A 22596-nucleotide genomic window follows, 5' to 3' on the forward strand; every position below is an offset into this window, starting at 1 on the left:
GGCCGTGACCGGGTCGTTCGAATGGCACCCTACGGCAGCCCGGCGGTGACCGGCCGGTAGCCTGCGAGTGCCCCCGGGCCCGGGACTTCGCGCCTGACAGCCCTGGACCTGAGGGATCGCCGGTCGCGATAGCCTGCTCCGGGCGCACCCGACCGAGCAGGCTCGGCCGGGCCGGCAGCAAGGGACGACGCGGAGGGCCATTCCATGGCGGAGCACACCAGGTCGAGCATCACCATCGACGCGACCCCGGCGAAGGTCATGGCCGTGATCGCCGACTTCGCCGCCTACCCGGCCTGGACCGGCGAGGTGAAGGAGGTCGAGGTGCTGGAGACCGCCGAGAACGGCCGCGCCGCCCAGGTGCGCCTGCTGCTCGACGCCGGCGCCATCCGTGACGAGCACGTCCTCGCCTACACCTGGGACGACGACCGCGAGGTCGGCTGGACGCTGGTGCGCAGCCAGATGCTCCGCTCGCTGGACGGTTCCTACTCGCTCGCCCCGCTGGACGGCGGCCGGACCGAGGTCACCTACCAGCTGGCCGTCGACGTCAAGATCCCGATGCTCGGGATGATCAAGCGCAAGGCCGAGAAGGTCATCATCGACCGGGCCCTGGCCGGGCTGAAGAAGCGCGTCGAAGGTTGACGCCGAGAAAACGGGGCTGGACGGCATGACGGCGACACGCACCATCCTGGTCAGCGGCGACGCGGCGGCGCCCATGGTGGCCGCCGCCACCGCCCTGCACGCCGCCCGGCAGGGCCGGCGCACCCTGCTGCTGGCCGCCGACGACCCGCACCGCACCCTGGACACCGTCCTCGGTACGCGGTTGGAGCCCGAACCGGCCGTGTACGCCCCCGGCCTGACCGTGGCCCGGATCGACGAGCAGGCCGCGTTCCGCCGCGTCCTCGGCGACATCGGCGGCCGGATCAAGCCCGCTCTCGACCTGCTCGGCGCGGAGCCGCTCGACCCCGAGGAGCTCACCGCCCTGCCCGGCACGGCCCGGCTCGCCCTGCTCCGCGCCCTGCCCGCCGCCGAGGCCGACGTCCTGGTGGTGCTCGCCCCGCCGCCCGCCGAGCTGATCGCCACGCTCGCCCTGCCCGAACAGCTGGAGCGCTACCTGGCCCGGCTCGTGCCCGAGCAGCGCCAGGCCGCCCGGGCGCTGCGCCCGCTGCTGGCCGGTCTGGCCGGGGTGCCGATGCCCGCCGACTGGCTCTACGAGGGCCGGACCAAGGCGGCCGCCGCCCTCGCCGAGGCCCGCGCGGCGATCGCCGCGCCCGGCACCGGCGTCCGCCTGGTCACCGCCGCCGACGCCCACCCGTTCGAGGAACTGCGCCGGATCCGGGCCGGGCTGGCCCTGCACGGCCACCGGCCGGACGCCGTGGTGGTGCACGGCGCGCTGCCGGACGCCGCCGCCGACTCGGCGGACCCCTGGCTGGCCGGGCTGGCCCGCCGCCGGCAGGAGGAGCTGGCCGGGCTGGCCGCCGCGAGCGACGTCCCGGTGCTGGTCACCGGGCTCGCCGAGGTCACCCTGGAGGCCGTCGCCGACCGCCTCTACGGCACCGGCCCCGGCCCGGCCCCGCTCGACCCCGAGCCGTGGACCGTCGAGGACCGGCTGGCCGAGGACGGGCTGCTGGTCTGGCACCTCCCACTGCCCGGCGCGGAGCGGGCCGACCTGGACCTGGTGCGACGCGGTGACGAACTCGTGGTCGGCCTCGGCGCCCACCGGCGGGTGCTCGCGCTGCCCTCGGCGCTGCGCCGCTGCACGGTCGCGGGCGCGGGCCTGCAGGACGGGGCGCTCGCCGTCCGCTTCGCGCCCGATCCGGCGCTCTGGCCGCGCGGCTGAGCTGTCCCTCGCCCGCTCGCCGCCGGGCGCTCCGACCCGGTGCCGACGGTCGGCGCTCCCTCACCTCTCCCCTTCGGTACCGGCGCGCCCTTCGGCCCGGGGCGGTCCGGCGCTCGTCCGGGGCCCGTCGCGGGGTCCGGTAGCGTCGGGCCCAGGGGCCGCAGGCGCGGCCGGAGCTGAGGAGACGCCCGCGATGACCACTGCCGACGACCGCACCGAGCAGGCCGCCGAGCACCCGTTCGGCCCGGAGCTGGGCCCGCTGGTGGACGAGGTGCGCCGGTTCGCCGCCGTCGTCGGCCAGAAGGCCCAGGAGACGAGCGCCGAGACCCTGATCTCGCTGGCCGGCCTCGCCGACCGCCTGCGCGAGAAGCAGCCCGAGGTGTACGACCACCTGTCGGCCGCCGGTACCGGACTGGCCGCCGCCGGCAGCGAGCTGCTGGCCGCCTACCGGGCCGCCGTGGCCGGCCACGAGTACCGCTGGACGGCCGGCGACGGCGCCCGCAGCGAGCGGATCGATCTCGACACGCCTGACGGACCGTCCGACAAGCAGTGAAGCCCTGACCCCCGGGTAGTGACGGTGTGGACTCCCGCTGTGACGGAGCGGGTCGGAATGTACGACTTTTGAAGCTGATCAGCGAGCTTGGCTACGAATTGTCTTCGGTTAATGTAGGCGACGGTGTGTACGGGAGCAGGGTTGGGCGGTACCGTTCCGTCCAGCGGGAACGAGTGAATAGCTGAGGGACACATGGCTCTGACCATCGGCGTCGATGTCGGCGGGACCAAGATCGCGGCAGGCGTGGTCAACGAGGCGGGCGAGATCCTGGCCCGGACCAGGGTGCCCACCCCGGCCGACCCGCAGTGGGCGGTCGACGCCATCGCGCAGGCCGTGCGCGAGCTCAAGGAGCAGTACCCCGACGTCGTGGCGGCCGGTGTCGGCGCCCCCGGCTTCGTCGACCGCGACCGCTCCACGGTGATCTTCGCCCCCAACATCGACTGGGAGGACGAGCCGCTGCGCGGCCGGATCGAGGAGCTCGCCGGCCTGGACACCGTGGTCGAGAACGACGCCAACTGCGCCGCCTGGGCCGAGTTCCGCTTCGGCGCCGCCGCCGAGTACTCGGACATGGTGCTGATCACCGTCGGCACCGGCATCGGCGGCGGGATCGTGCTGGACGGCCGGCTGCACCGCGGCCGGTTCGGCGTGGCCGGCGAGATCGGCCACCTCAACATGGTCCCCGACGGCCTGCCCTGCGGCTGCGGCGGCAAGGGCTGCTGGGAGCAGTACGGCTCCGGCCGGGCGCTGCGCCGCTACGGCCGGGAGATGGCCGCCGCCGACCCGGTGCGCGGCCGGCGGATGCTGGAGCTCAACGACGGTGTCGCCGAGACCATCCGCGGCATCCACATCACCGAGGCGGCCGAGGCGGGCGACCCGCTCGCCCTGGAGTGCTACGCGGAGCTGGCCGACTGGCTGGGCCGGGGCATGGCCGACCTCGCCGCGCTCTTCGACCCGGCCGTCTTCGTGCTGGGCGGCGGGGTCTCCGACTCCGGCCGGCTGCTGCTCGACCCGGTCGCCAAGGCCTTCGAGCACTACCTGACCGGCGGGGTGCACCGCCCGCGCGCCGAGGTGGTGCTCGCCTCGATGGGCTCCGCCGCCGGGATCGCCGGTGCGGCGGACCTGGCCCGTACCGTCTGAGCCGGATCCGCCGACGGCGGCGGCGCGACCGGACCCCCGAGCCCGGTCGCGCCGCCGCCGTCGTGTTCCGCCCGCCCCGGCGGGCCCCTGCCGTACGGTCGTCACCGGACGAAAGGGGAGGACCGCCATGACCACCGGACCGACCGACCTGCCGCCGCCCGGGCCGCGGCGGCTGCGGCTGCTCAGCTACAACATCCGCTCGCTGCGCGACGACCGGCATGCCCTCGTTCGGGTGATCCGGGCCTGCGAGCCGGACGTCGTCTGCATCCAGGAGTCACCGCGCTACTGGCGCCCGCAGGGCCGGGCGGCCTGGCTCGCGCAGCAGACCGGCACCGTGGTGCTGGCCGGCGGCGGCCGGACCGCCGCCGGCCCGCTGCTGCTCGGCCGGCTCGGCGTGGAGGTGCTCGCCGTCCACGACCGGCTGCTGCCCAAGACCCGCGGGCTGCACGCGCGCGGCATCGCGAGCGCGCTGGTCCGGGTGGCCGGCTCGGCGCCGTTCACTGTCACCAGCTGCCATCTGAGCCTGGACGCCGAGGAGCGGTACGGCCAGTTCGAGCTGCTGCTCGACCAGCTGAAGATCGCCGAACTCGGCGTCGTGGCGGGGGACTTCAACGAGCACCCGGACGGCGCCGGCTGGCGGCTGCTGGCCGGCCGGCTGCAGGACGGCCACCTCGCGGCGCCCTGGGGCGGCACCTTCACGTCCGTCCCGGAGAACCCCTACCAGCGGATCGACGCCGTCTTCGCCGGCCCCGGCATCCGGGTCCTCGCCTGCGGAGTGCCGCACGGCCTGCCGGGTGTCACCGAGGCCGATCTGCGGGCCGCCACCGACCACCTGCCGGTGCTCGCCGTCCTGGAACTCCCGGCCGGCTGAACCCCTGGCCCCGAGGAGCGGCCGGACCGGGCCGAGGCCGGGTCCGGCCGCTCGGGTCGGGCGCGCGCGACGCCGGACAGGGCCTAGACGACGGCGCCGCCGTGCGGATCCTCCGGCTCGTCCTCGTCGCGTTCCTTCATCCGGACCACCAGGGTGACGAAGCCGCCGAGGAAGGCGGTCACGCCGACCCAGGCCGGCCAGCCGGCCACCTCGCGCCAGACCACCGCGTCGAACAGCAGCAGGGCCGGCCCGCCGAGCACGGCGAGCCAGGCGAACTTGGCGGTGGTGTCGGCGGCGGGCAGCGGTGGCGGCTCCGGCGGGACGAAGTGGCCCTCGTCCGTCTCCTCGGTCAGCTCGAAGTCGCGCGGGCCCGAGCCGCCCGCCGGCATCACCGGCCGGCCGGAGCGGGGCCGGGGCTGCGGTGCCAGGTCGGCGAGGTCGTCCGGGCCGGCGCGGTGGTCCGGGTTCTCCTTGAAGCCGCCCTTGGACCCGCCGCGCGCCCGGTGGTCCTCGACCTCCGGCCAGTTCGGGTTGTTGAGATCGACGGGGTCGTCGAACTGGGCGACCAGCGCGGCGAAGATCGCGTCCTGCTCGGCCTGGCTGCGCTCGGGCGCGCGCCGCACCCGGGCCGGTTCGGGCGCCGGAGCGGCCTCCGCGGTCTCCCCCGCGGGGCCCCCGCCTCTCGCACCCCCGCCCTTCGCACCCTCGGCCTTCACCTCGTCGGCCTTGGCGGCCTCGGCCTTCGCGGCGTCGGCCTTCGTGTTCTCCGCGTCCTCGCGGGGCGCCTCGTCCTCGCCGCCCGCCGTGCTGCTCTCGTGCACTTCCGGCCCTTCAGCCTTGGTGATCGTCGGATTCGACCCGGGTGACGCCCGCCGCGTGTGCGGGAGCCAGCCGTCGGATGAAGTCCTGGCCGGCCGCGAATATTTCCGCCGCGTCGTGGTCCAGCGTCGCGACGTGGTAGCTGCGCTGGCACAACCGCTCCGTCACATCGGTCGAGGATATCCGCGCCAACACCAGTTCCGAGTTGGCCGGTGAGACGACGTGGTCGTGCGGGCTGCGGAAGAGCAGCACCGGCTGGGTCACCTGCGGCAGCCGCCGGCGGACGTCCTTCCAGAGCCGGGCCAGTGACCAGGCGGCGTGCAGCGGTGTCCGGTCGTAGCCGACCTCGACCGAGCCCGGACGGGCGATGTCGTCGGCGATCCCTGGCAGGCTCGGCACCAGGTGGCGCAGGACCGGAAGCAGCACACTCGCGGGGTTGTCGGAACGCACCGACGGGTTGACCAGCACCAGCCCGGAGATCACCGGGCCGTGCAGCGCGGCCAGCCGCAGCGCCAGTGCGCCGCCCATCGACAGGGCGAAGACGAAGACCTGCTCGCACTCGGCGGCCAGCGCCAGCAACTCCCGTTCGACCTCCGCGTACCAGTCCTCCCAGCGGGTCACCTGCATGTCCTGCCAGCGGGTGCCGTGGCCGGGCAGCAGCGGCAGCGAGACGGTGAACCCGGCCGCCGCCAGTTCCTCGGCCCACGGGCGCAGCGACTGCGGTGAGCCGGTGAATCCGTGGCAGAGCAGCACACCCACCGGCCCGCCCCGGTGGCGGTACGGTTCGGCACCGGGCAGCAGCGGCATGGCGGGCTCCTTCGCGGGCGGCGGCGCGTTGGGAAACGGGGGCGGTGCAACGGCGGGCTGCGGAAACCGCATCGTCCCACGGCCCGCACACGCCGTACACCCCTGCCGGACACCCCGCCGGGGCGGGGCGGGGCGCGGGCGGTGGCCGCGGGGCATTAGGATCGACCGGTCCGCATAACAGGAGGCCCGGGTTGTTCTACCGACTGATGAAGATGATCGTCGCGCCACTGCTACGGATCTTCTTCCGGCCGTGGATCGAGGGTGAGGAGAACATCCCCACCGAGGGTGCCGCGATCATCGCGAGCAACCACCTCTCGTTCTCGGACTCCTTCTTCTTCCCAGCGCTGATCAAGCGCCGGGTGACCTTCATCGCCAAGGCGGAGTACTTCAACACGCCCGGCCTGAAGGGCAAGCTGACGGCCGCTTTCTTCAAGGGCGTCGGCCAGCTGCCGGTGGACCGCTCGGGTGTGCGCGGCGCCGGCGAGGCGGCGATCCGCAGCGCGATCGCCGTGCTGGAGCGCGGTGAGCTGTTCGGCGTCTACCCGGAGGGCACCCGCTCGCCCGACGGCAAGCTGTACCGCGGCAAGGTCGGCGGCCTGGCCCGCGTCGCGCTGGCCACCGGTGCGCCGGTGATCCCGGTCGCGATGATCGACACCGAGAAGGTGCAGCCGCCCGGCCAGGTGGTGCCCAACTTCGGCATCCGTCCGGGCATCCGGATCGGCCGTCCGCTGGACTTCTCCCGCTACCACGGCATGGAGAACGACCGCTTCATCCTCCGTTCGGTGACGGACGAGGTGATGTACGAGATCATGCGGCTCTCCGGCCAGGAGTACGTGGACATCTACGCGACCGCCGCCAAGCGGCAGATCGCCGACGACAAGAAGCGCGCCGACGCCGAGCGCAAGGCCGTTCAGAAGGCCGAACAGGCCGCCGCCAAGGCCGAGAAGGCCGAGGCGGAGAAGGCCCAGAAGGCCGCCGAGCAGGAGCAGAAGGAGAGCGGGTCGGCGTAGGCCCGCCCGCCGGGGAGGGGCGCGGAGATGACGGACGGCAATAGAACGGGGTCGGTCGGCGCAGCGGTCGCGGCCGGCGGCATGTCCGTCGAACTGCCGCTCTGGCGGGCCATCTCGTTCTTCCGGATGCTGGCGCTCTGCTACGCGGTGCTGCGCTACTTCAACTCCTACCTGGATTTCCTGCACCCCGTCGCCGGCTGGATCTACCTCGGCGCGCTGACGCTCTGGACGCTGGCCAGTACCCGCGCCTTCGCCGGACCGCAGCGCTGCACCTGGTACGTGCTCGGCACCGACCTCACCCTCGTCGTCACCGGCATCGTGATGAGCGGGATGACCGACGATCCGGCCCGGATCAGCCACGGCGCGCCCACCCTGCCCACCATCTGGGCGGCCGGCACCGTCCTGGGCTTCGCGGGCCGGGGCGGCTGGCGCTGGGCGGCGGCGGCCGGGTCGGTGATCGGGGTGGCCAACATCCTCGGCCACGGCGGTCCGACCGGCGACAACATCCACAACATCGTGCTGCTGATGGTGGCCGGCTGCGCGATCGGCTACGTCATCGAACTCGCCCGCGCCAGCGAGGCGACGCTGACCCGGGCGCTCCAGGTCGAGGCCGCGAACCGGGAGCGCGAGCGGCTCTCCCGGGACATCCACGACGGCGTGCTCCAGGTGCTCGCCCTGGTCCAGCGCCGCGGCGCCGAGCAGGGCACCGGCCGGGAGGCGGACTTCGCCGAGCTCGGCCGACTGGCCGGGGAACAGGAGCGCGCGCTGCGGGCTCTGATGAGCGGCGGCCCGCTGCCCGCCCAGCGCGCGCCGCTGGAGCCGCAGGACCTGCGCACCCTGCTCGGCCCCCACACGGACGAGCGGATCACCCTCTCCGCCCCCGGCACCCCGGTCCTGCTGCCCGGCCCGGCGGCCGGCGAGCTGGCCGCGGCCGTCGGCGCCGCGGTGGACAACGTCCGTCGGCACGCCGGTCCCGGGGCGCGCGCCTGGATCCTGTTGGAGGACGAGCCGCAGGCCGTCACGGTCAGCATCCGCGACGACGGGCCGGGCTTCGCGCCCGGCCGGCTCGGCGAGGCGGAGCAGGCCGGCCGGCTGGGCGTCTCCCAGTCGATCCGCGGCCGGCTGCTGGACCTCGGCGGTACTGCCGAGCTGTACTCGGTGCCCGGGGAGGGGGTCGAGGTCGAACTGCGCGTCCCGAGGAAGGTTTCTGATGACTGACCAGCCGATGACCGACCAGCCGATGGCAGAGCGGCCGACGACCGGCCGGCCGGCGGCCGCCGAGGCGCCGGTGCGGGTGATGGTCGTGGACGACCACCCGATGTGGCGCGACGCCGTCTCGCGCGACCTCGCCGAGGCCGGGCTGGACGTGGTGGCCACCGCCGGGGACGGCGAGGAGGCCGTCCGCCGGGCCCGCGCCTGCACCCCGCAGGTGGTGGTGCTCGACCTCAACCTGCCCGGCCTGTCCGGTGCCGAGGCCTGCCGCCAGGTGGTCGCCCAGGACCCTTCGGTGCGCGTCCTGGTGCTCTCCGCGAGCGGTGAGCACGCGGACGTGCTGGAGGCGGTGAAGTCCGGGGCGACCGGCTACCTGGTGAAGTCGGCCGGCCGCGAGGAACTGCTGGACGCGGTGCGCCGCACCGCCGTCGGCGACGCGGTCTTCACCCCGGGCCTGGCCGGGCTGGTGCTCGGCGAGTTCCGTCGGCTGGCCGCCGAACCGGGCACCCCGACGGCCCCCGCCGCCCCCCAGCTGACGGCGCGGGAGACCGAGGTGCTGCGGCTCGTCGCCAAGGGCCTGTCCTACCGGCAGATCGCCGACCGGCTGGTGCTCTCCCACCGCACGGTGCAGAACCACGTCCAGAACACCCTCGGCAAGCTCCAGCTGCACAACCGGGTCGAGCTGGTCCGGTACGCGATCGAGCAGGGCCTGGACGACGAGATCTGACGCGGTCTGACGCGGTCCGACGCGATCGGTCCCGGGCGGGGCGCGCCGTCCGGCACGCCCCGCCGGGGCCTCAGCCGCGGACGGCGGCGGCCGCCCGCAGCAGGCCGGCGACGATGCCGACCCCGTCCCGGGTGAGCACCGACTCCGGGTGGAACTGCAGGCCGGCGAAGCCGGGGCCGCGCAGCGCGTGGACGTCACCGGTCAGCGCGTCCCGGGAGACCTCGACGCCCTCGGCGGCGAGCCGGGCCGCGTCCTCGTCCGAGCAGCGCGCGGTGAAGGTGTTGTAGAAGCCCACCGTGTGCCGGGCGCCGAAGAGGTCGATCGTCTCCTGCGCGCCCTGGTGGGGCACGACCTTGCGGGTCAGCGGCAGGCCGAGGACGTCCGCGAGCAGCTGGTGGCTCAGGCAGACGGCGAGCAGCGGCGCGGTGCGGGCGCCGGAGCGGACGGCGGCCAGCGCGTCGGCGACGATCGGGCGCAGCACGGCCATCTTGGGGTCGTCGGCGGCGGCCGGGTCCCCAGGGCCGGGGCCGAGCACCAGCGGGCCGGGGTGGGCGGCGACCCGTGCGCGCAGGCCGGGCTCGTCGAACCGGGCCACGGTGACCTGGTGGCCGAGCGAGGTCAGCAGGTGGGCGAGCATCGAGGTGAAGGTGTCCTCGCCGTCCACCACCAGGGTGGGCGCGGCCTGGGTGACCGGGGCCGGCTCCTGCATCCGCAGCCAGAACGGGGCGAGGTCGGCGCGCCGGGCGTCCAGCGCGGCTTGGACCCGGTGGTCGTCGGCGAGCCGCGGGCCGGACGGGTTCGGCACCCGGGCGGGGGCCGGGCGGGCGCCGATCGCGGTGAGCACCCCGGCGGCCTTGGCATGGGTCTCGGCGACCTCGGAGTCCGGGTCGGAGTGGCGGACCAGGGTCGCCCCGACCCGGACGACCAGTCGGCCGGTGGCCGGGTCGATGTCGGCGGCGCGGATGCAGATCGGGGAGTCCAGCTGCTGACCGCCGCTGGCCGAGCGGCCGATCAGGGCGAGCGCGCCGGCGTAGTAGCCGCGCCCGCCGCGCTCGTAGCGGCTGATCACCCGGGTGGCGTTCTGGACCGGGCTGCCGGTGACGGTGGCGGCGAACATGGTCTCCTTCAGCACCTCGCGGACGTCCAGCGAGGTGCGCCCGCGCAGCTCGTACTCGGTGTGCGCGAGGTGGGACATCTCCTTGAGCCGGGGGCCGAGCACCTGGCCGCCGAGGTCGCCGACGGTGCACATCATCTTGAGTTCCTCGTCGACCACCATGGTGAGCTCCTCCAGCTCCTTGGGGTCGCGGAGGAAGGCGAGCAGCGAGTCGATGTCGGAGCCGCCGGCCGGATAGCGGTAGGTGCCGGAGATCGGGTTCATCACGACCGTGCCGCCGCTCTGGCGGACGTGCACCTCGGGGGAGGCGCCGACCAGCACCCTCTCGCCGGTGTGCACCAGGAAGGTCCAGTAGGCGCCGCGCTCCTGTTCCAGCAGCCGGCGGAAGAGCGTGAGCGCGAGCGCGGGGGAGCAGTGTCCGTCTGCGGCTCCGCCGGGGGCCTCCAGGGTGGCGGTGAAGTCGCGCCGGATCACGAAGTTGGCGCCCTCGCCGCGCCCGATCTCCTCCGCGATCACCCGGCGGACGATGCCGGCGTACTCCTGGTCGTCGATGTCGAACGCGCCGCCGGTCAGCGTGAACGGCACCTGCGGGAGCGCGCGGGTCAGTTCGGCCAGCGGGAGGGCGTACTGCTCGGTCACCGACAGCGCCTGCAACGGGGTGGCGTCGTCCACCGCCTCGAAACCGCGCTCGCGGATCTGCCGGTAGGGGACGAGCGCGAGCAGGTCGTGCACCGGGCCGTCGGCCGGGACGCCCGCTCGGACCGGCAGGTCGGCGAGGCGCTCGTAGCCGTCGACGGTGCCCAGCAGCACCTCGACGGTGTCCGGGGCGAGCCGGGGGGCGCGGCGGTGCAGCAGGGCGAACGCCGGGGCGTCGGGGCCGGTGAGGCGGGCGAGCAGGTCGGCAGCGGTGGTCACGGTGGCGGCTTCCTTCCGGGAGGGCGGGGTGCGGTGACTCGGGGTTCCGCTCCCGGGAGGGCCGTCTGCGCAAACGCCGACGGCCGCCCCGAGGGGCGGCCGTCGTGTTCGTCTAGGAACGCGCGTTCTGTGGGCCACCCGAGGGGTCGGCCCACCACCAGGAGAAGGTGTGCGGCGTGTTCATGCGTCGAGAGTAGCGGATCCGGCGGGCGGCGTGAGGCGCCTCACACGAATGTCCACCGGGTGTCTCACCCACCGAGCGGCGGTCACAAATCGGTTGTCCCACCCCGTAGCCTTGCCGTGTGACCGTGACGAATCCCCACCCCTGGCAGTCCCTGCCCGCGGCGCAGCAGCCTGAATGGCCGGACCACGAGGCTCTGCGCAAGACCCTTGCGGAGCTCGCCTCCTATCCGCCGCTCGTCTTCGCGGGCGAGTGCGACCAGCTGCGCGCCCGGCTCGGTGCCGTGGCGCGTGGTGAGGCGTTCCTCCTGCAGGGCGGTGACTGTGCCGAGGCCTTCGACGGTGTCTCGGCCGAGCACATCCGGAACAAGCTGAAGACCCTGCTGCAGATGGCGGCCGTGCTGACGTATGCCGCCTCCGTCCCCGTGGTGAAGGTCGGCCGGATCGCCGGCCAGTACTCCAAGCCGCGCTCCAAGTCGACCGAGACCCGTGACGGCGTGACGCTGCCGGTCTACCGCGGCGACTCGGTGAACGGCTTCGACTTCACCCCCGAGTCCCGCAACCCGGACCCGGAGCGCCTGAAGCGGATGTACAACGCGTCCGCCGCGACGCTCAACCTGGTCCGCGCCTTCACCACCGGTGGGTACGCGGACCTGCGCCAGGTGCACGCCTGGAACCAGGACTTCGTGCGCAACTCGCCGGCCGGCCAGCGCTACGAGCAGCTCGCCCGCGAGATCGACAACGCGCTGGCGTTCATGAACGCCTGCGGCGTGGCGCCGGAGGAGTTCAAGACGGTCGAGTTCTACTCCTCGCACGAGGCGCTGATCCTCGACTACGAGACCGCGCTGACCCGCGTGGACTCGCGCACCGGCGAGCTGTACGACGTCTCGGGCCACATGGTCTGGATCGGTGAGCGCACCCGCCAGCTGGACCACGCGCACATCGAGTTCGCGTCCAGGATCCGCAACCCGATCGGGGTGAAGCTCGGCCCGACCACCTCGGTCGACGAGGCGCTCACCCTGATCGAGAAGCTGGACCCGGAGCGCGAGCCCGGTCGGCTCACCTTCATCACCCGGATGGGCGCGGGCAAGATCCGCGAGCACCTGCCCACCCTGGTGGAGAAGGTCACCGCCTCCGGTGCCCAGCCGGTCTGGATCTGCGACCCGATGCACGGCAACACCTTCGAGGCCTCCAGCGGCCACAAGACCCGTCGCTTCGACGACGTGCTCGACGAGGTCAAGGGCTTCTTCGAGGTGCACCGTGCCCTCGGGACCCACCCGGGCGGCATCCACGTGGAGCTGACCGGCGACGACGTCACCGAGTGCGTCGGCGGTGGCGACGAGGTGCTGGTCGACGACCTGCACCAGCGCTACGAGACGGCCTGCGACCCGCGGCTCAACCGCAGCCAGTCGCTGGACCTCGCCTTCCTGGTGGCCGAGATGTACCGCGGCGGCAACTGAGCCGTCGCCCCCGGCGGGCCCCGCGGCCGGCCAGATGTGACGAAAGCCCCTCCGGATTCGGGATTCCCGAGCCCGGAGGGGCTTTTTCAGGCCCGGATCGCCGGGTAAGGTAAGGCTTAGTGAGCTAAGGCATGCCTTAGTCAAGATCGATTCGAGCCAGTCGCCCTCGCACCACCCCGGGAGAGCCCGCGATGTACGTGTGCATGTGCCATGCGGTCACCGAGGCCCAGGTGAAGAAGGAGATCGACGCGGGTGCCAACACCCCGCGCCAGATAGCCCGGGGCTGCAAGGCCGGCACCGACTGCGGGTCCTGCGTCCGGCGCATCCAGGCACTGCTCGGCGAGCACGGCGCGCGGCCCTGCCCGACCGCCCGCCTGGCGGCCAAGCTGGGCCTGGCCGACTCGGAGGCCGAGCCGCAGGACGGGGCCGGGGCTCCGGTCGCCCCGCCGGCCCGGTCGCTGCGCGCGGCCTGAGGGCACGGCCGGGGCTCAGGACTCCGGCTGCTCGATCAGCTGGGCGAGGTAGAGTGCCTCCCCGAGCTTCTCCAGGAGTTCCAGCTGGGTGTCGAGGTAGTCGATGTGCTGCTCCTCGTCGGCCAGGATGGACTCGAAGATGTTCGCCGAGGTGACGTCGTTCTTGGCGCGCATCACCACGATCCCGCGCTTCAGCCGGTCGATCGCCTCGACCTCGACCTGGCGGTCCGCCTCGAACATCTCCTTGACCGTCTGGCCGATCCGGACGTGGAAGAGCCGCTGGTAGTTGGGCAGCCCGTCCAGGAAGAGGATCCGGTCGGTGAGCACCTCGGCGTGCTTCATCTCGTCGAAGGACTCGTGCCGGGTGTACTTGGCGAGCTTGGTCCAGCCGAAGTTCTCCTGCATCTTCGCGTGCAGGAAGTACTGGTTGATGGCGGTCAGCTCGGCGGTGAGCTGCTCGTTGAGGAATTCGATGACCTCTGTGTCGCCCTTCATGGCGGTGCCTTCCTGCTTCGCGTCCGGGACTCACGGCCGTACCCTCCGGCTGCACGCATCCTGGCACCGCGCCGGGGCGAAATTCCAGTAAGTTCACACTCACTAGGACATGTGTCGGAATATCCGATTTGGTCTCTCATTGGGCCGTCCGGGCGGGGCGCACGGCGCCCGAAAGGGGCGCGCGTCGGGCGTTGTCCGCCGTCTGTCACCATGGAGCCATGGGTCAGTCCGAACAAGAACCACTTCCGCCGTCTGACCCGAGACTCCCCCCGGGGCAGCGGACGCAGCGTGGCTGGCCCGCCCTGCACTACGGGCCCGTACCCCGCTTCAAGCCGCTGGCCTGGGACTTCCAGGTGTTCGGTGCCACCGCCTCGGCGGAGAAGCACCGCTGGGACTTCGCCGGCTTCAACGCCCTGCCCCGTACGACGGTCCACGCCGACTTCCACTGCGTGACCAAGTTCTCGATCCTCGGCAGCGACTGGACGGGCGTGTCGGCCTCGGCCGTGCTGGAGGAGGTGCCTCCGGCGCCCGGCGTCACCCATGTGATGGTCTGGGCCGAGTACGGCTACAGCGCCAACCTGCGGCTGGCCGACTTCGCCGACCCCGCGACGCTCTTCGCCACCCACCGCAACGGCGAGCCGCTCACCGCCGAGCACGGCTTCCCCGTCCGGCTGGTCGTCCCGCACCTCTACGCCTGGAAGGGGCCCAAGTGGGTGCGGGCGGTCGAGTACATGCGGGCCGACCGGCGCGGTTTCTGGGAGGAGCGCGGGTACCACAACCTGGCCGACCCCTGGCGCGAGCAGCGCTACTCCTACCAGGAGGAGCCGGGCGACGGCCCGCTGCGGTAGACCCGGACCCTAGGGCCGGATGTTCTGGTTCAGGTGGAACAGGTTGCCCGGGTCGTACCGCCGTTTCAGCTCCGCCAGGCGGGTGTAGTTGCCGCGGTAGTTGGCCTCGATCCGGTGCTGGTCGTCGTGGTCCATGAAGCCGACGTAGCCGCCCTCGTCGGAGTGCGGGGCGAGCGCGGCGTAGTAGTCGCGGACGAAGGCGGTGTTCGGCGCGTCGTCGGCCGGGTCCGGCCAGGCCGCCAGGAGCACGGTGGCGAAGGTCGCCTCCCGGTGCGCGAAGGCCGTCGCGTCGGCGGGCACCCGGTGGCAGGCGCCGTTGATCGGGTAGATGTGCACCGCCGAGTGGACCGTCGGCACCAGCGGGCCGTGCTCGGCGTGCGCGGCGATCGCGCCGTCCGTCAGCTCGCTCGCGAAGACGCCCTTCCAGTACTGCTGGAGGCCGGGCGGCAGCAGCGGGTCGAAGGCCGAGGCGAAGGCCGGGTACGGCACCGGGCCGACCCCCTCGGCGAACACGGGTGCGGCGTCCCGCAGCGGGGCCAGGACCTCCTCGGCCCGCTCCGGCGGCCCCGACCAGCACGGGATCAGCAGGATGAAGGGGTCGCCGACCCGGTCCTCCGGGATGAACGGCAGCGGCGGCGCCCGGTGGAAGCCGGGGAAGAGGCCCAGCTGTTCGGGGGCCTCCCGGATGTACTCGCGGTAGAACCGCAGCACATCGGCCGCGTGCTCCAGCTCGTAGACGAACGGCCCGGCGACCACGTCCTTGACCGGGCTCAGCCGGTACTCGAAGGACGTCACCGCGCCGAAGTTGCCGCCGCCGCCGCGCAGGGCCCAGAAGAGGTCCGGCTCCTCCTCCTCGCTCACCGTCCGGAACCGCCCGTCGGCGGTGACCACGTCGGCCGAGATCAGGTTGTCGCTGCTCAGCCCCAGCCCCCGGGCGAGGTGGCCGAAGCCGCCGTTGAGGGTCAGCCCGGCGATGCCGGTGGTGGAGATGATCCCGCCGGTCACCCCCAGTCCGAAGGCGTACCCGGCGTCGTTGAGATCGCCCCAGGTGACGCCGCCCTCGCAGCGGGCCGTCCGGCGCACCGGGTCGATCCGGACGCCGCGCAGGCCGGAGAAGTCGATCACCAGGCCGTCGTCGCAGGTGCCGAAGCCGGGCGCGCTGTGGGCTCCGCCGCGTACCGCCAGCTCCAGCGCGTTCGTCCGGGCGAAGTCGACGGCGGCCATCACGTCCCCGGCGTGGGCCACCCGGACGACCGCCGCCGGCCGGCGGTCCACCATGCCGTTGTAGACCCGGCGGGCCTGTTCGTAGCCCTCGTCCGCGGGGGTGATCACCGCACCCCGTACGCGCTCCCTCAAGCCGTCGACGGACCGTCCGCCCATGGCGACCACATCCTCGGGTACCGGCCGCCGCGCAGCCCCGTCCGGAGATCCCGGCGCCGCAACCCTCCTGGCCGTGGCAGGCGGGGCCGGGCAGGCCTGGTCCCACGCTACGCCGGCTGGCCTCAAGGCCAGGCAAAATCCTTAGAGGAAAGGGAAGTTGACCGTCACCACGGAGCGCTGCGGGCGGCGCTCGCCCGGGGCGGGAGACTGGCTGGAGACCTTGCCGGTGCCGAACAGGTTGACGCCGCTGCTCTGCATGGCGAACCCGGCGGCCTGCAGCGCCTTCGCGGCGTCGTCCTTGGACATCCCGGTGACGTCCGGGACGGGCACCATGCCCTTGCTGACCACCAGCGACACCGGGGTGTTCTCCGGCACCTGCTGCCCGGCCACCGGCGAGCTGCTGATCACCGAGCCCTCCGGCACGGTGTCGTGGTACGTCTCGGTGACACCACCGCGCGCCAGCTGCGCCCCGGTCAGGGCGGCGGCGGCCTGCTCGGCGGGCCGGCCGGCCAGCTCGGGGACGGCGATCCGCTTCGGGCCCCGGGAGACGGTGACACCCACCGCGTCACTCTTGCGGGCCCGCGCCCCGACCCCGGGGTCGGTGGAGATCACCTGCCCGGCCGGGACGCTCTCGCTGTACACCTCGCTGAACCGACCGTGCATCCCCGCGCCGTCCAGGATCCGCTGCGCCTCGGCGCGGTCCTTGCCGATCACACCGGGCACCGTCGTGTACAGCGCGCCGGAGAGCGCGTAGGTGGTGCCGCCGACCAGCAGCACCAGGGCCGCCAGGACGGAGGCCCAGATCAGCGGCTTGCGCGGGAGGCGGCGCCACGGGCCGCGGCGCCGGGTGCGCGCCGGCGGCGGTTCGTCGTACGGGCGCGGCTCGGTGAGCAGCTGGTCCATCACCTCCGGCGGGACGTCCAGCACGCTGGTGCGCTCGACCGGCGGCGCCACGACCGCCGGCCGTATCACCGAGGTCGGCTCATTGGTCGGGTACTGCGGGCTGGGCCGGGTGGAGGCGGGCGGCTCGGCGTCCAGCTGGGCGGGGGTGAGCGCGCGGCGGGCCCGCTGAAGGGAGGCCAGCAGCTCGACCGCGTCGTACGGGCGGGCCCGCGGGTCGCGCGCGCAGGCCCCGGCCACTATCGCGTCCAGCTCGGGGACGACGCTCGGCACGGTCAGCGACGGCGCCGGAACGTCCTCGTGCAGGTGGCGGTACATGACCTGGACGGGGTTCTCGCCGGTGTGCGGGCGGTGGCCGGTGAGCATCTCGTACAGCAGGATGCCGGCCGCGTAGACGTCCACCCGCTGGTCGGTCCCGGCGCCGGGGCGGATCTGCTCGGGGGCCAGGTAGGAGACGGTGCCGAGGACGGTGCCGGTGGTCGCGGTGCCGGAGCTCGCCGCGCCGTCGCCGGCGTTCAGCACCCGGACCAGGCCGAAGTCGGCGACCTTGACCAGGCCGCCGTCGGTGATCAGCACGTTCTCCGGTTTGACGTCGCGGTGGACCAGACCGGCCCGGTGGGCGGCGCCGAGCGCGGCGAGCACCGGCTCCAGGACGTCCAGGGCGGCCCGGATGGACAGTGCGCCCCGGTCCCGCAGCAGGTCGCGCAAGGTCCGGCCGGGTACGTACTCCATCGCGAGGAACACGTGGCCGCCGTCCGCGCCCTGGTCGAAGACGTTGACCACGTTGGGGTGCGCGAGCCGGGCCACCGCCTTGGCCTCGCGGATGAACCGGCCGGTGAAGTCCTCGTCGCCGGCGAGCGAGGGGTGCATCACCTTGACCGCCACGACCCGGTCCAGCCGGGTGTCGGTGCCCCGGTAGACGGTGGACATCCCGCCGGCCGCGATGCGCTGCTCGACCCGGTACCGACGGTCGAGCAGGGTACCGATCAGGGGGTCGTGCAAGGCCATGTCCACCCGGCGATTCTAGTGCGCGGGCCGGCCCCGGCCCCGGGAGGCACCGCTCCCGGGGCGGTCTGTGCCCGGCTTGTGACACCCCGGACGCTCCGGGCTCAGAACGCCGGGTGCTCGCGGGTGTCCAGGTCGGCCCGGCCGGCCATCGCCGAAGAGGCCTCGGCGTGGAAGCGGCGCGGGATCCGGCCGGCCCGGTGGGCGAGCCGGCCGGCCTCGACGGCGTGCCGCATCGCGTCGGCCATCAGCACCGGCTTCTGGGCACGGGTCACCGCCGAGGCGAGCATCACTGCGGCGCAGCCGAGCTCCATCGCCAGGGCGACGTCCGAGGCGGTGCCGGCGCCCGCGTCCAGGATCACCGGGACGCCCGCGCTCTCCACGATCAGCTGGAAGTTGTGCGGGTTGCGGATGCCCAGGCCGGAGCCGATCGGCGAGCCCAGCGGCATGATCGCCGCACAGCCGACGTCCTCCAGCTTCCGGGCCAGTACCGGGTCGTCATTGGTGTAGGGCAGGACGGTGAAGCCGTCGTCGACCAGTGTCTCGGCCGCGTCCAGCAGTTCGATCGGGTCGGGCAGCAGGGTCCGCTCGTCGGCGATGACCTCCAGCTTCACCCAGTCGGTGCCGAGCGCCTCGCGGGCCAGCCGGGCCGTCAACACGGCCTCGCCGGCGGTGAAGCAGCCCGCCGTGTTGGGCAGGACGCGGATGCCGTTGCGGGTCAGTACGTCCAGGACGGAGCCCTGGGTGGTGGTGTCGACCCGGCGCATCGCCACGGTGGTCAGCTCGGTGCCGGAGACCCGCAGGGCCTGCTCCAGGACCTCCAGGCTGGGGGCGCCGCCGGTGCCCATGATCAGGCGCGAGCCGAAGGTCGTCCCGGCGATGGAGAACACGTCGTCGGCCATGGTCAGCCTCCCTGGACGGCGGTGAGGATCTCGACCCGGTCGCCGGCGGCCAGCCGGGTCAGCGGCCACGAACCGCGCGGCACCACGGCCTCGTTGAGCGCCGCGGCGACGCCGGAGTTGGCCTGGCTGAGGGTGGTCACCACCTCGGCCAGGGTGGTGTCGGCGGGCACCCGGCGGGGCTCGCCGTTGACGGTGAGTTCGATCTCGCTCATGCGGGGGCCTTCGTGGTGAAGCGGGTGGGGGAGAACGGCGCGGCGAGCTCGGGCGTCGCGCCGGTGACCAGGTGTTCGGCGACCAGGTCGGCCGTCACCGGGGTGAGCAGCACGCCGTTGCGGTAGTGGCCGGTGGCGGCGACCAGGCCGGGCAGGGCGGTCGGCCCGAGCAGCGGGGCGTTGTCCGGCGAGCCCGGGCGCAGCCCGGCGGAGGTCTCCACCAGGGGCAGCTCGGTGATGCCGGGGACCAGCTCGTGGGCGTCGCGCAGCAGCTCGTACACCCCGCCGGCGGTGACGGTGGTGTCGTAGCCCTGCTCCTCGCTGGTCGCGCCGATCACCAGCTCGCCGTTCTCGCGTGGCACCAGGTAGAGGTGCTGACCGCGCACCACCGCGCGGACGTTGCGGGAGAGGAACGGCCGGTAGGCGGGCGGGATCCGCAGCCGCAGGATCTGGCCCTTCACCGGGCGGATCGCCGGCAGCACGCCCTCGGGCAGGCCGGGCAGCAGATGACTGCGGGAGCCGGCGGCCAGCACGATCCGGTCGGCGGTCAGGGTTTCCCGCGTGCCCAGCTGGGCGCCGACGGCCCGGCCTCCCTCGACCAGCAGCTCGGTGGCCTCGGCGCGGTGCAGTCGTACGTTCGCCCGCTCGCAGGCGAGGACCAGGGCCCTGGCCAGCCGGCGGCCGTCCACCTGGTGGTCGTCGGTGACGTGCAGGCCGCCGCGGACGCCCGGGGCGAGCATCGGCTCCAGCTTGCGGGCCTCCCGGCCGGTCAGCCACTGCGAGTCGAGGCCGAGCCGCCGGTGGAAGGCGTGCAGTTCGCGCAGTTCCTCGCGGTCGTCGGAGTCGAGGGCGACGGCGACGGTGCCGCACTGGCGGTAGCCGGTGTCCTGACCGCCGGAGGCCTCGGCGAGTTCGGCGGCGAAGGCCGCGTACCGCTCGTTGGAGGCCATCCCGAGGCGTAGCAACGGCTCCTCGCCGTACTGGAGTTCGGTGACGGGGGCGAGCATGCCGGCCGCGACCCGGGCGGCGCCGCCGCCGGGGTCCGGGTCGACCACGGCGATGTTCCTCACCCCGAGCCGGGCCGCCCGCCAGGCGACGGCGAGGCCGATGATGCCGCCGCCGATGACCAGCACGTCGGCATGGGTACCTGCTGCCAAGCGTGTCAAAGTCGCTGTTCTCCCTTCGCCGGTATGACCCGGATCAGGTTCGGACGGTCGCAGGCCGTGTCAGCCCGCCTCTCAGCCCGGTCCGCCGGGCTCCCGTGATGGTGCCCCCACCATAACTCCGGGGGTTGTCGCCACCGAAGGCGCGTACGAGGGCTGGACGGCGGGCTGGACGGCGGAGTGGTCGGCGGGTCGGCCCCGGGCCGGGTGCGGGGCTCGACGGCCCTCTGGTGCCCCGGACGGGCGCCAGTACAGTGACGGGCGTGGCAGAGCTGAGCGGGACGGATCAGGTGGTCGTGGTCGGGGCCGGGCTGGCCGGGGCGCACTGCGCCGCGGGCCTGCGGCGGGGTGGCTGGCGGGGGCGGATCCTCCTGGTCGGCGAGGAGCCGCACCAGCCGTACGACCGGCCGCCGCTCTCCAAGGAGGTGCTGCTCGGCAAGGCCGAAGCCACCCCGCTCGACCTCGACCTCGCGCAGCTGGGCGTCGAACTGCTCACCGGCCGCCGGGCCACCGGCCTCACCCCCGGTGTGCTGCACACCGACGCCGGCGACCTGCCGTACGACGCCCTGGTGCTCGCCACCGGCGCCACCCCGCGCGCGCTGCCCGGCGCCGAGCGCGCCCACCTGCTGCACACCCTGGACGACGCGCTGGCCCTGCGCGCCCTGCTCCGCCCGGGGCTGCGCCTGGTCCTGGTCGGCGCGGGCTGGATCGGCGCCGAGGTGGCCACCGCCGCCCGGGCGGCCGGCTGCGAGGTCACCGTCGTCGAGGCGGGCCCGGCGCCCGTCCCCGGCGCACTGCCGCTCGGGATCGGCCGGGCGATGGCGGCCTGGTACGCGGAGGCCGGCGTGGAGCTGCGCTGCGGCGTCGGGGTCGCCGCGGTCGAGCCCGGCGCGGTGCTGCTGGCGGACGGCTCGCACCTGCCCGCCGACGAGGTCGTGGTCGGCATCGGCGCCCGCCCGGCCACCGACTGGCTGGCCGGCTCCGGCGTCGGGCTGGACGCCGCCGGCGCCGTCCTGGTGGACGAGCGGCTGCGCACCACCCTGCCCGGCGTCTACGCGGCCGGCGACTGCGTGAGCTACCCGTCGGCCCGCGCCGGCGCCCGGCTGACCGTCCAGCACTGGGACCACGCGCTGCAGTCCGGCGGGGCCGCGGCCGCCGCCGTGCTCGGCGCGGACCTGCCGTACGACCCGGTGCCGTACTTCTGGTCGGAGCAGTTCGGCCGGATGGTGCAGTACGCCGGGCGGCACGGCGACGGCGACGAACTGCTCTGGCGCGGCTCACCGCAGGACCGCTCCTGGGCGGTGCTCTGGCTGCGCGACGGCACGCTGCGCGCCCTGCTGACGGTGGACCGCCCGCGCGATCTCACCCAGGGGCGCCGCCTGGTCGAGCGCTCGGCGGTGCTCGATCCGGTGCGGGCGGCGGACCCGGCGGTGGCACTGAAGTCGGCCGTCGCGGGGTAGCCCCGGCGGCGGATTGGTGCGCGGCGGGCCGTGGAGGTGGCAGTCTGGTGACGTGAGTGAGATCGAAAGCAAGATTGAAGCCCTGGTCACCGAGTGGATGTACCTGCCCGACATCTCGGAGCAGTGGGGGGTCCGGGTCACCGAGGTGCGCGACCTGGTCAAGAACGGCGGGCTGATCGCCGTCCGGCGCGGCCCGAACAGGTCGCTCCAGGTGCCGGCCGCGTTCATCGACGGCCCGGGCCTGGTCAAGCACCTGTCCGGCACCCTGACGGTGCTGCGCGACTGCGGGTACAACGACGTGGAGATCCTGGAGTGGCTCTTCACCGAGGACCCGTCGCTGCCAGGCAGCCCGATCCAGGCGCTCCAGGAGAACCGTGGCACCGAGGTGAAGCGCCGTGCCCAGGCGATGCTGATCTGATGGCGGCGGACACACCGCGTCGGCGGCTCGCCGACGCCCGGCTCTACCTGTGCACCGACGCCCGCCGCGAGCAGGGCGACCTCGTGCAGTTCCTGGACGCGGCGCTGGCCGGCGGGGTGGACATCGTCCAGCTCCGCGACAAGAACCTGGAGGCCAAGCAGGAACTGGCGGCGCTGGAGGTCTTCGCCGACGCCTGCCGCCGCCACGGGAAGCTGCTCGCCGTCAACGACCGCGCCGACGTCGCGCACGCGGCCCGGCCCGACGTGCTGCACCTCGGGCAGGACGACCTGCCCGTCCCGGCCGCCCGGGCGATCCTCGGCGAGGACGTGCTGATCGGCCGCTCCTGCCACGCCGAGTCCGAGGTGGACGCGGCGATCGCCGAGCCCGGCGTGGACTACTTCTGCACCGGCCCGGTCTGGCCCACCCCGACCAAGCCGGGCCGTCACGCGCCCGGCCTCGGCCTGGTCGCCCACGCGGCGAAGCAGACCACCGACCGGCCGTGGTTCGCCATCGGTGGCATCGACCTGGGCAACCTGGACGAGGTGCTGGCGGCCGGCGCGAGCCGGGTCGTGGTGGTGCGCGCCATCACCGCCGCGGACGACCCGCGGGCGGCGGCCGCCGCGTTCGCCCGGCGGCTGCGGGCGGTCTGACCCGGACGGCTGCCGCCGTCCCGGTACTCCCGGGCAGGGGTTCCCGGC

The 22596-nt window shown here is 73.9% G+C and carries 23 protein-coding genes and 1 riboswitch; of the genes, 14 read left to right on the plus strand and 9 right to left on the minus strand.

Annotated elements, in window-relative coordinates; translation table 11 throughout:
- Window positions 1-204 precede the first annotated feature (204 nt).
- The 5 genes from AB0J08_RS06970 (at window position 205) to AB0J08_RS06990 (ending at window position 4398) form a co-directional block, all read left to right on the plus strand.
- On the plus strand, window positions 205-639 hold the full coding sequence (locus tag AB0J08_RS06970) for an SRPBCC family protein (protein ID WP_360628087.1): 435 nt from the start codon (window positions 205-207) through the stop codon (window positions 637-639).
- A 25-nt stretch (window positions 640-664) separates the two neighbouring features.
- The gene (locus tag AB0J08_RS06975; protein ID WP_360628090.1) at window positions 665-1837 is read left to right on the plus strand and encodes an ArsA-related P-loop ATPase; all 1173 of its coding nucleotides are present in this window, start codon (window positions 665-667) and stop codon (window positions 1835-1837) included.
- A gap of 193 nt (window positions 1838-2030) precedes the next feature.
- Entirely contained in the window at window positions 2031-2390 is a 360-nt protein-coding gene (locus tag AB0J08_RS06980; protein WP_360628093.1) for a DUF5304 family protein, read from the plus strand.
- Between the two features lie 192 nt (window positions 2391-2582).
- Window positions 2583-3527, plus strand: coding sequence for an ROK family glucokinase (locus AB0J08_RS06985; protein WP_360628096.1), 945 nt, complete (start codon window positions 2583-2585; stop codon window positions 3525-3527).
- Between the two features lie 127 nt (window positions 3528-3654).
- Complete coding sequence (locus tag AB0J08_RS06990; protein ID WP_360628099.1) at window positions 3655-4398, plus strand: endonuclease/exonuclease/phosphatase family protein; 744 nt, start codon at window positions 3655-3657, stop codon at window positions 4396-4398.
- An 83-nt stretch (window positions 4399-4481) separates the two neighbouring features.
- Here the strand turns inward: AB0J08_RS06990 and AB0J08_RS06995 are convergent, their stop codons facing one another.
- Together AB0J08_RS06995 and AB0J08_RS07000 are read right to left on the minus strand one after the other, a co-directional pair.
- Window positions 4482-5219 (minus strand): hypothetical protein, encoded by a 738-nt coding sequence (locus tag AB0J08_RS06995; RefSeq protein ID WP_360628102.1) that lies wholly within the window; start codon window positions 5217-5219, stop codon window positions 4482-4484.
- Window positions 5220-5229: 10 nt separating this feature from the next.
- Window positions 5230-6024 carry an alpha/beta fold hydrolase gene (locus AB0J08_RS07000; RefSeq protein WP_360628105.1) on the minus strand — a complete coding sequence of 265 codons (795 nt, stop codon included), beginning with the start codon at window positions 6022-6024 and terminating at the stop codon, window positions 5230-5232.
- A 191-nt stretch (window positions 6025-6215) separates the two neighbouring features.
- On the opposite strand from AB0J08_RS07000, the gene AB0J08_RS07005 reads away from it, so the two are divergent.
- Genes AB0J08_RS07005 through AB0J08_RS07015 form a run of 3 tightly spaced genes read left to right on the plus strand, consistent with a single transcriptional unit; the run spans window position 6216 to window position 8973 of the window.
- Window positions 6216-7034, plus strand: a complete 819-nt coding sequence (locus AB0J08_RS07005; RefSeq protein WP_360628108.1) for a lysophospholipid acyltransferase family protein — start codon at window positions 6216-6218, stop codon at window positions 7032-7034.
- A gap of 27 nt (window positions 7035-7061) precedes the next feature.
- On the plus strand, window positions 7062-8252 hold the full coding sequence (locus tag AB0J08_RS07010) for a DUF5931 domain-containing protein (RefSeq protein ID WP_360628111.1): 1191 nt from the start codon (window positions 7062-7064) through the stop codon (window positions 8250-8252).
- 22 nt (window positions 8253-8274) lie between these two features.
- Window positions 8275-8973 carry a response regulator transcription factor gene (locus AB0J08_RS07015; protein WP_360628274.1) on the plus strand — a complete coding sequence of 233 codons (699 nt, stop codon included), beginning with the start codon at window positions 8275-8277 and terminating at the stop codon, window positions 8971-8973.
- A gap of 70 nt (window positions 8974-9043) precedes the next feature.
- Here AB0J08_RS07015 and AB0J08_RS07020 read toward each other — a convergent pair whose 3' ends face one another.
- Window positions 9044-11002, minus strand: a complete 1959-nt coding sequence (locus AB0J08_RS07020) for an anthranilate synthase family protein (protein ID WP_360628114.1) — start codon at window positions 11000-11002, stop codon at window positions 9044-9046.
- A 302-nt stretch (window positions 11003-11304) separates the two neighbouring features.
- Between AB0J08_RS07020 and AB0J08_RS07025 the strand changes: the two genes are divergently transcribed.
- Complete coding sequence (locus AB0J08_RS07025; RefSeq protein ID WP_360628117.1) at window positions 11305-12642, plus strand: class II 3-deoxy-7-phosphoheptulonate synthase; 1338 nt, start codon at window positions 11305-11307, stop codon at window positions 12640-12642.
- Between the two features lie 191 nt (window positions 12643-12833).
- Entirely contained in the window at window positions 12834-13115 is a 282-nt protein-coding gene (locus AB0J08_RS07030) for a (2Fe-2S)-binding protein (protein ID WP_360628120.1), read from the plus strand.
- Window positions 13116-13130: 15 nt separating this feature from the next.
- Here the strand turns inward: AB0J08_RS07030 and bfr are convergent, their stop codons facing one another.
- On the minus strand, window positions 13131-13610 hold the full coding sequence (gene bfr / locus AB0J08_RS07035) for a bacterioferritin (RefSeq protein WP_360628122.1): 480 nt from the start codon (window positions 13608-13610) through the stop codon (window positions 13131-13133).
- A 218-nt stretch (window positions 13611-13828) separates the two neighbouring features.
- On the opposite strand from bfr, the gene AB0J08_RS07040 reads away from it, so the two are divergent.
- Window positions 13829-14458, plus strand: coding sequence for a sulfite oxidase-like oxidoreductase (locus tag AB0J08_RS07040; RefSeq protein ID WP_360628125.1), 630 nt, complete (start codon window positions 13829-13831; stop codon window positions 14456-14458).
- A 9-nt stretch (window positions 14459-14467) separates the two neighbouring features.
- On the opposite strand, the gene AB0J08_RS07045 is transcribed toward AB0J08_RS07040, so the two are convergent.
- The 5 genes from AB0J08_RS07045 to thiO form a co-directional block, all read right to left on the minus strand.
- Window positions 14468-15838 carry an FAD-binding oxidoreductase gene (locus AB0J08_RS07045; RefSeq protein WP_360628128.1) on the minus strand — a complete coding sequence of 457 codons (1371 nt, stop codon included), beginning with the start codon at window positions 15836-15838 and terminating at the stop codon, window positions 14468-14470.
- A gap of 141 nt (window positions 15839-15979) precedes the next feature.
- Complete coding sequence (gene pknB / locus AB0J08_RS07050) at window positions 15980-17746, minus strand: Stk1 family PASTA domain-containing Ser/Thr kinase (protein ID WP_360628277.1); 1767 nt, start codon at window positions 17744-17746, stop codon at window positions 15980-15982.
- Window positions 17747-17847: 101 nt separating this feature from the next.
- Window positions 17848-18645, minus strand: a complete 798-nt coding sequence (locus AB0J08_RS07055; RefSeq protein WP_360628131.1) for a thiazole synthase — start codon at window positions 18643-18645, stop codon at window positions 17848-17850.
- Between the two features lie 2 nt (window positions 18646-18647).
- Window positions 18648-18857 carry a sulfur carrier protein ThiS gene (gene thiS / locus AB0J08_RS07060; RefSeq protein WP_360628134.1) on the minus strand — a complete coding sequence of 70 codons (210 nt, stop codon included), beginning with the start codon at window positions 18855-18857 and terminating at the stop codon, window positions 18648-18650.
- On the minus strand, window positions 18854-20014 hold the full coding sequence (thiO, locus tag AB0J08_RS07065) for a glycine oxidase ThiO (protein ID WP_360628137.1): 1161 nt from the start codon (window positions 20012-20014) through the stop codon (window positions 18854-18856). The genes thiS and thiO overlap by 4 nt, the downstream gene beginning before the upstream one ends.
- 3 nt (window positions 20015-20017) lie before the next feature.
- A riboswitch (TPP riboswitch) is annotated at window positions 20018-20130 on the minus strand.
- Between the two features lie 144 nt (window positions 20131-20274).
- Here thiO and AB0J08_RS07070 point away from each other — a divergent pair.
- The 3 genes from AB0J08_RS07070 to thiE are packed head-to-tail and all read left to right on the plus strand — an operon-like array spanning window position 20275 to window position 22548.
- On the plus strand, window positions 20275-21480 hold the full coding sequence (locus AB0J08_RS07070; protein ID WP_360628140.1) for an FAD-dependent oxidoreductase: 1206 nt from the start codon (window positions 20275-20277) through the stop codon (window positions 21478-21480).
- A gap of 52 nt (window positions 21481-21532) precedes the next feature.
- Complete coding sequence (locus AB0J08_RS07075) at window positions 21533-21898, plus strand: Rv2175c family DNA-binding protein (RefSeq protein ID WP_360628143.1); 366 nt, start codon at window positions 21533-21535, stop codon at window positions 21896-21898.
- Window positions 21898-22548 (plus strand): thiamine phosphate synthase, encoded by a 651-nt coding sequence (gene thiE / locus AB0J08_RS07080; RefSeq protein ID WP_360628146.1) that lies wholly within the window; start codon window positions 21898-21900, stop codon window positions 22546-22548. The genes AB0J08_RS07075 and thiE overlap by 1 nt, the downstream gene beginning before the upstream one ends.
- Window positions 22549-22596 lie beyond the last annotated feature (48 nt).

It is taken from the genome of Kitasatospora sp. NPDC050463, from assembly GCF_040655255.1.
Lineage (GTDB): Bacteria > Actinomycetota > Actinomycetes > Streptomycetales > Streptomycetaceae > Kitasatospora.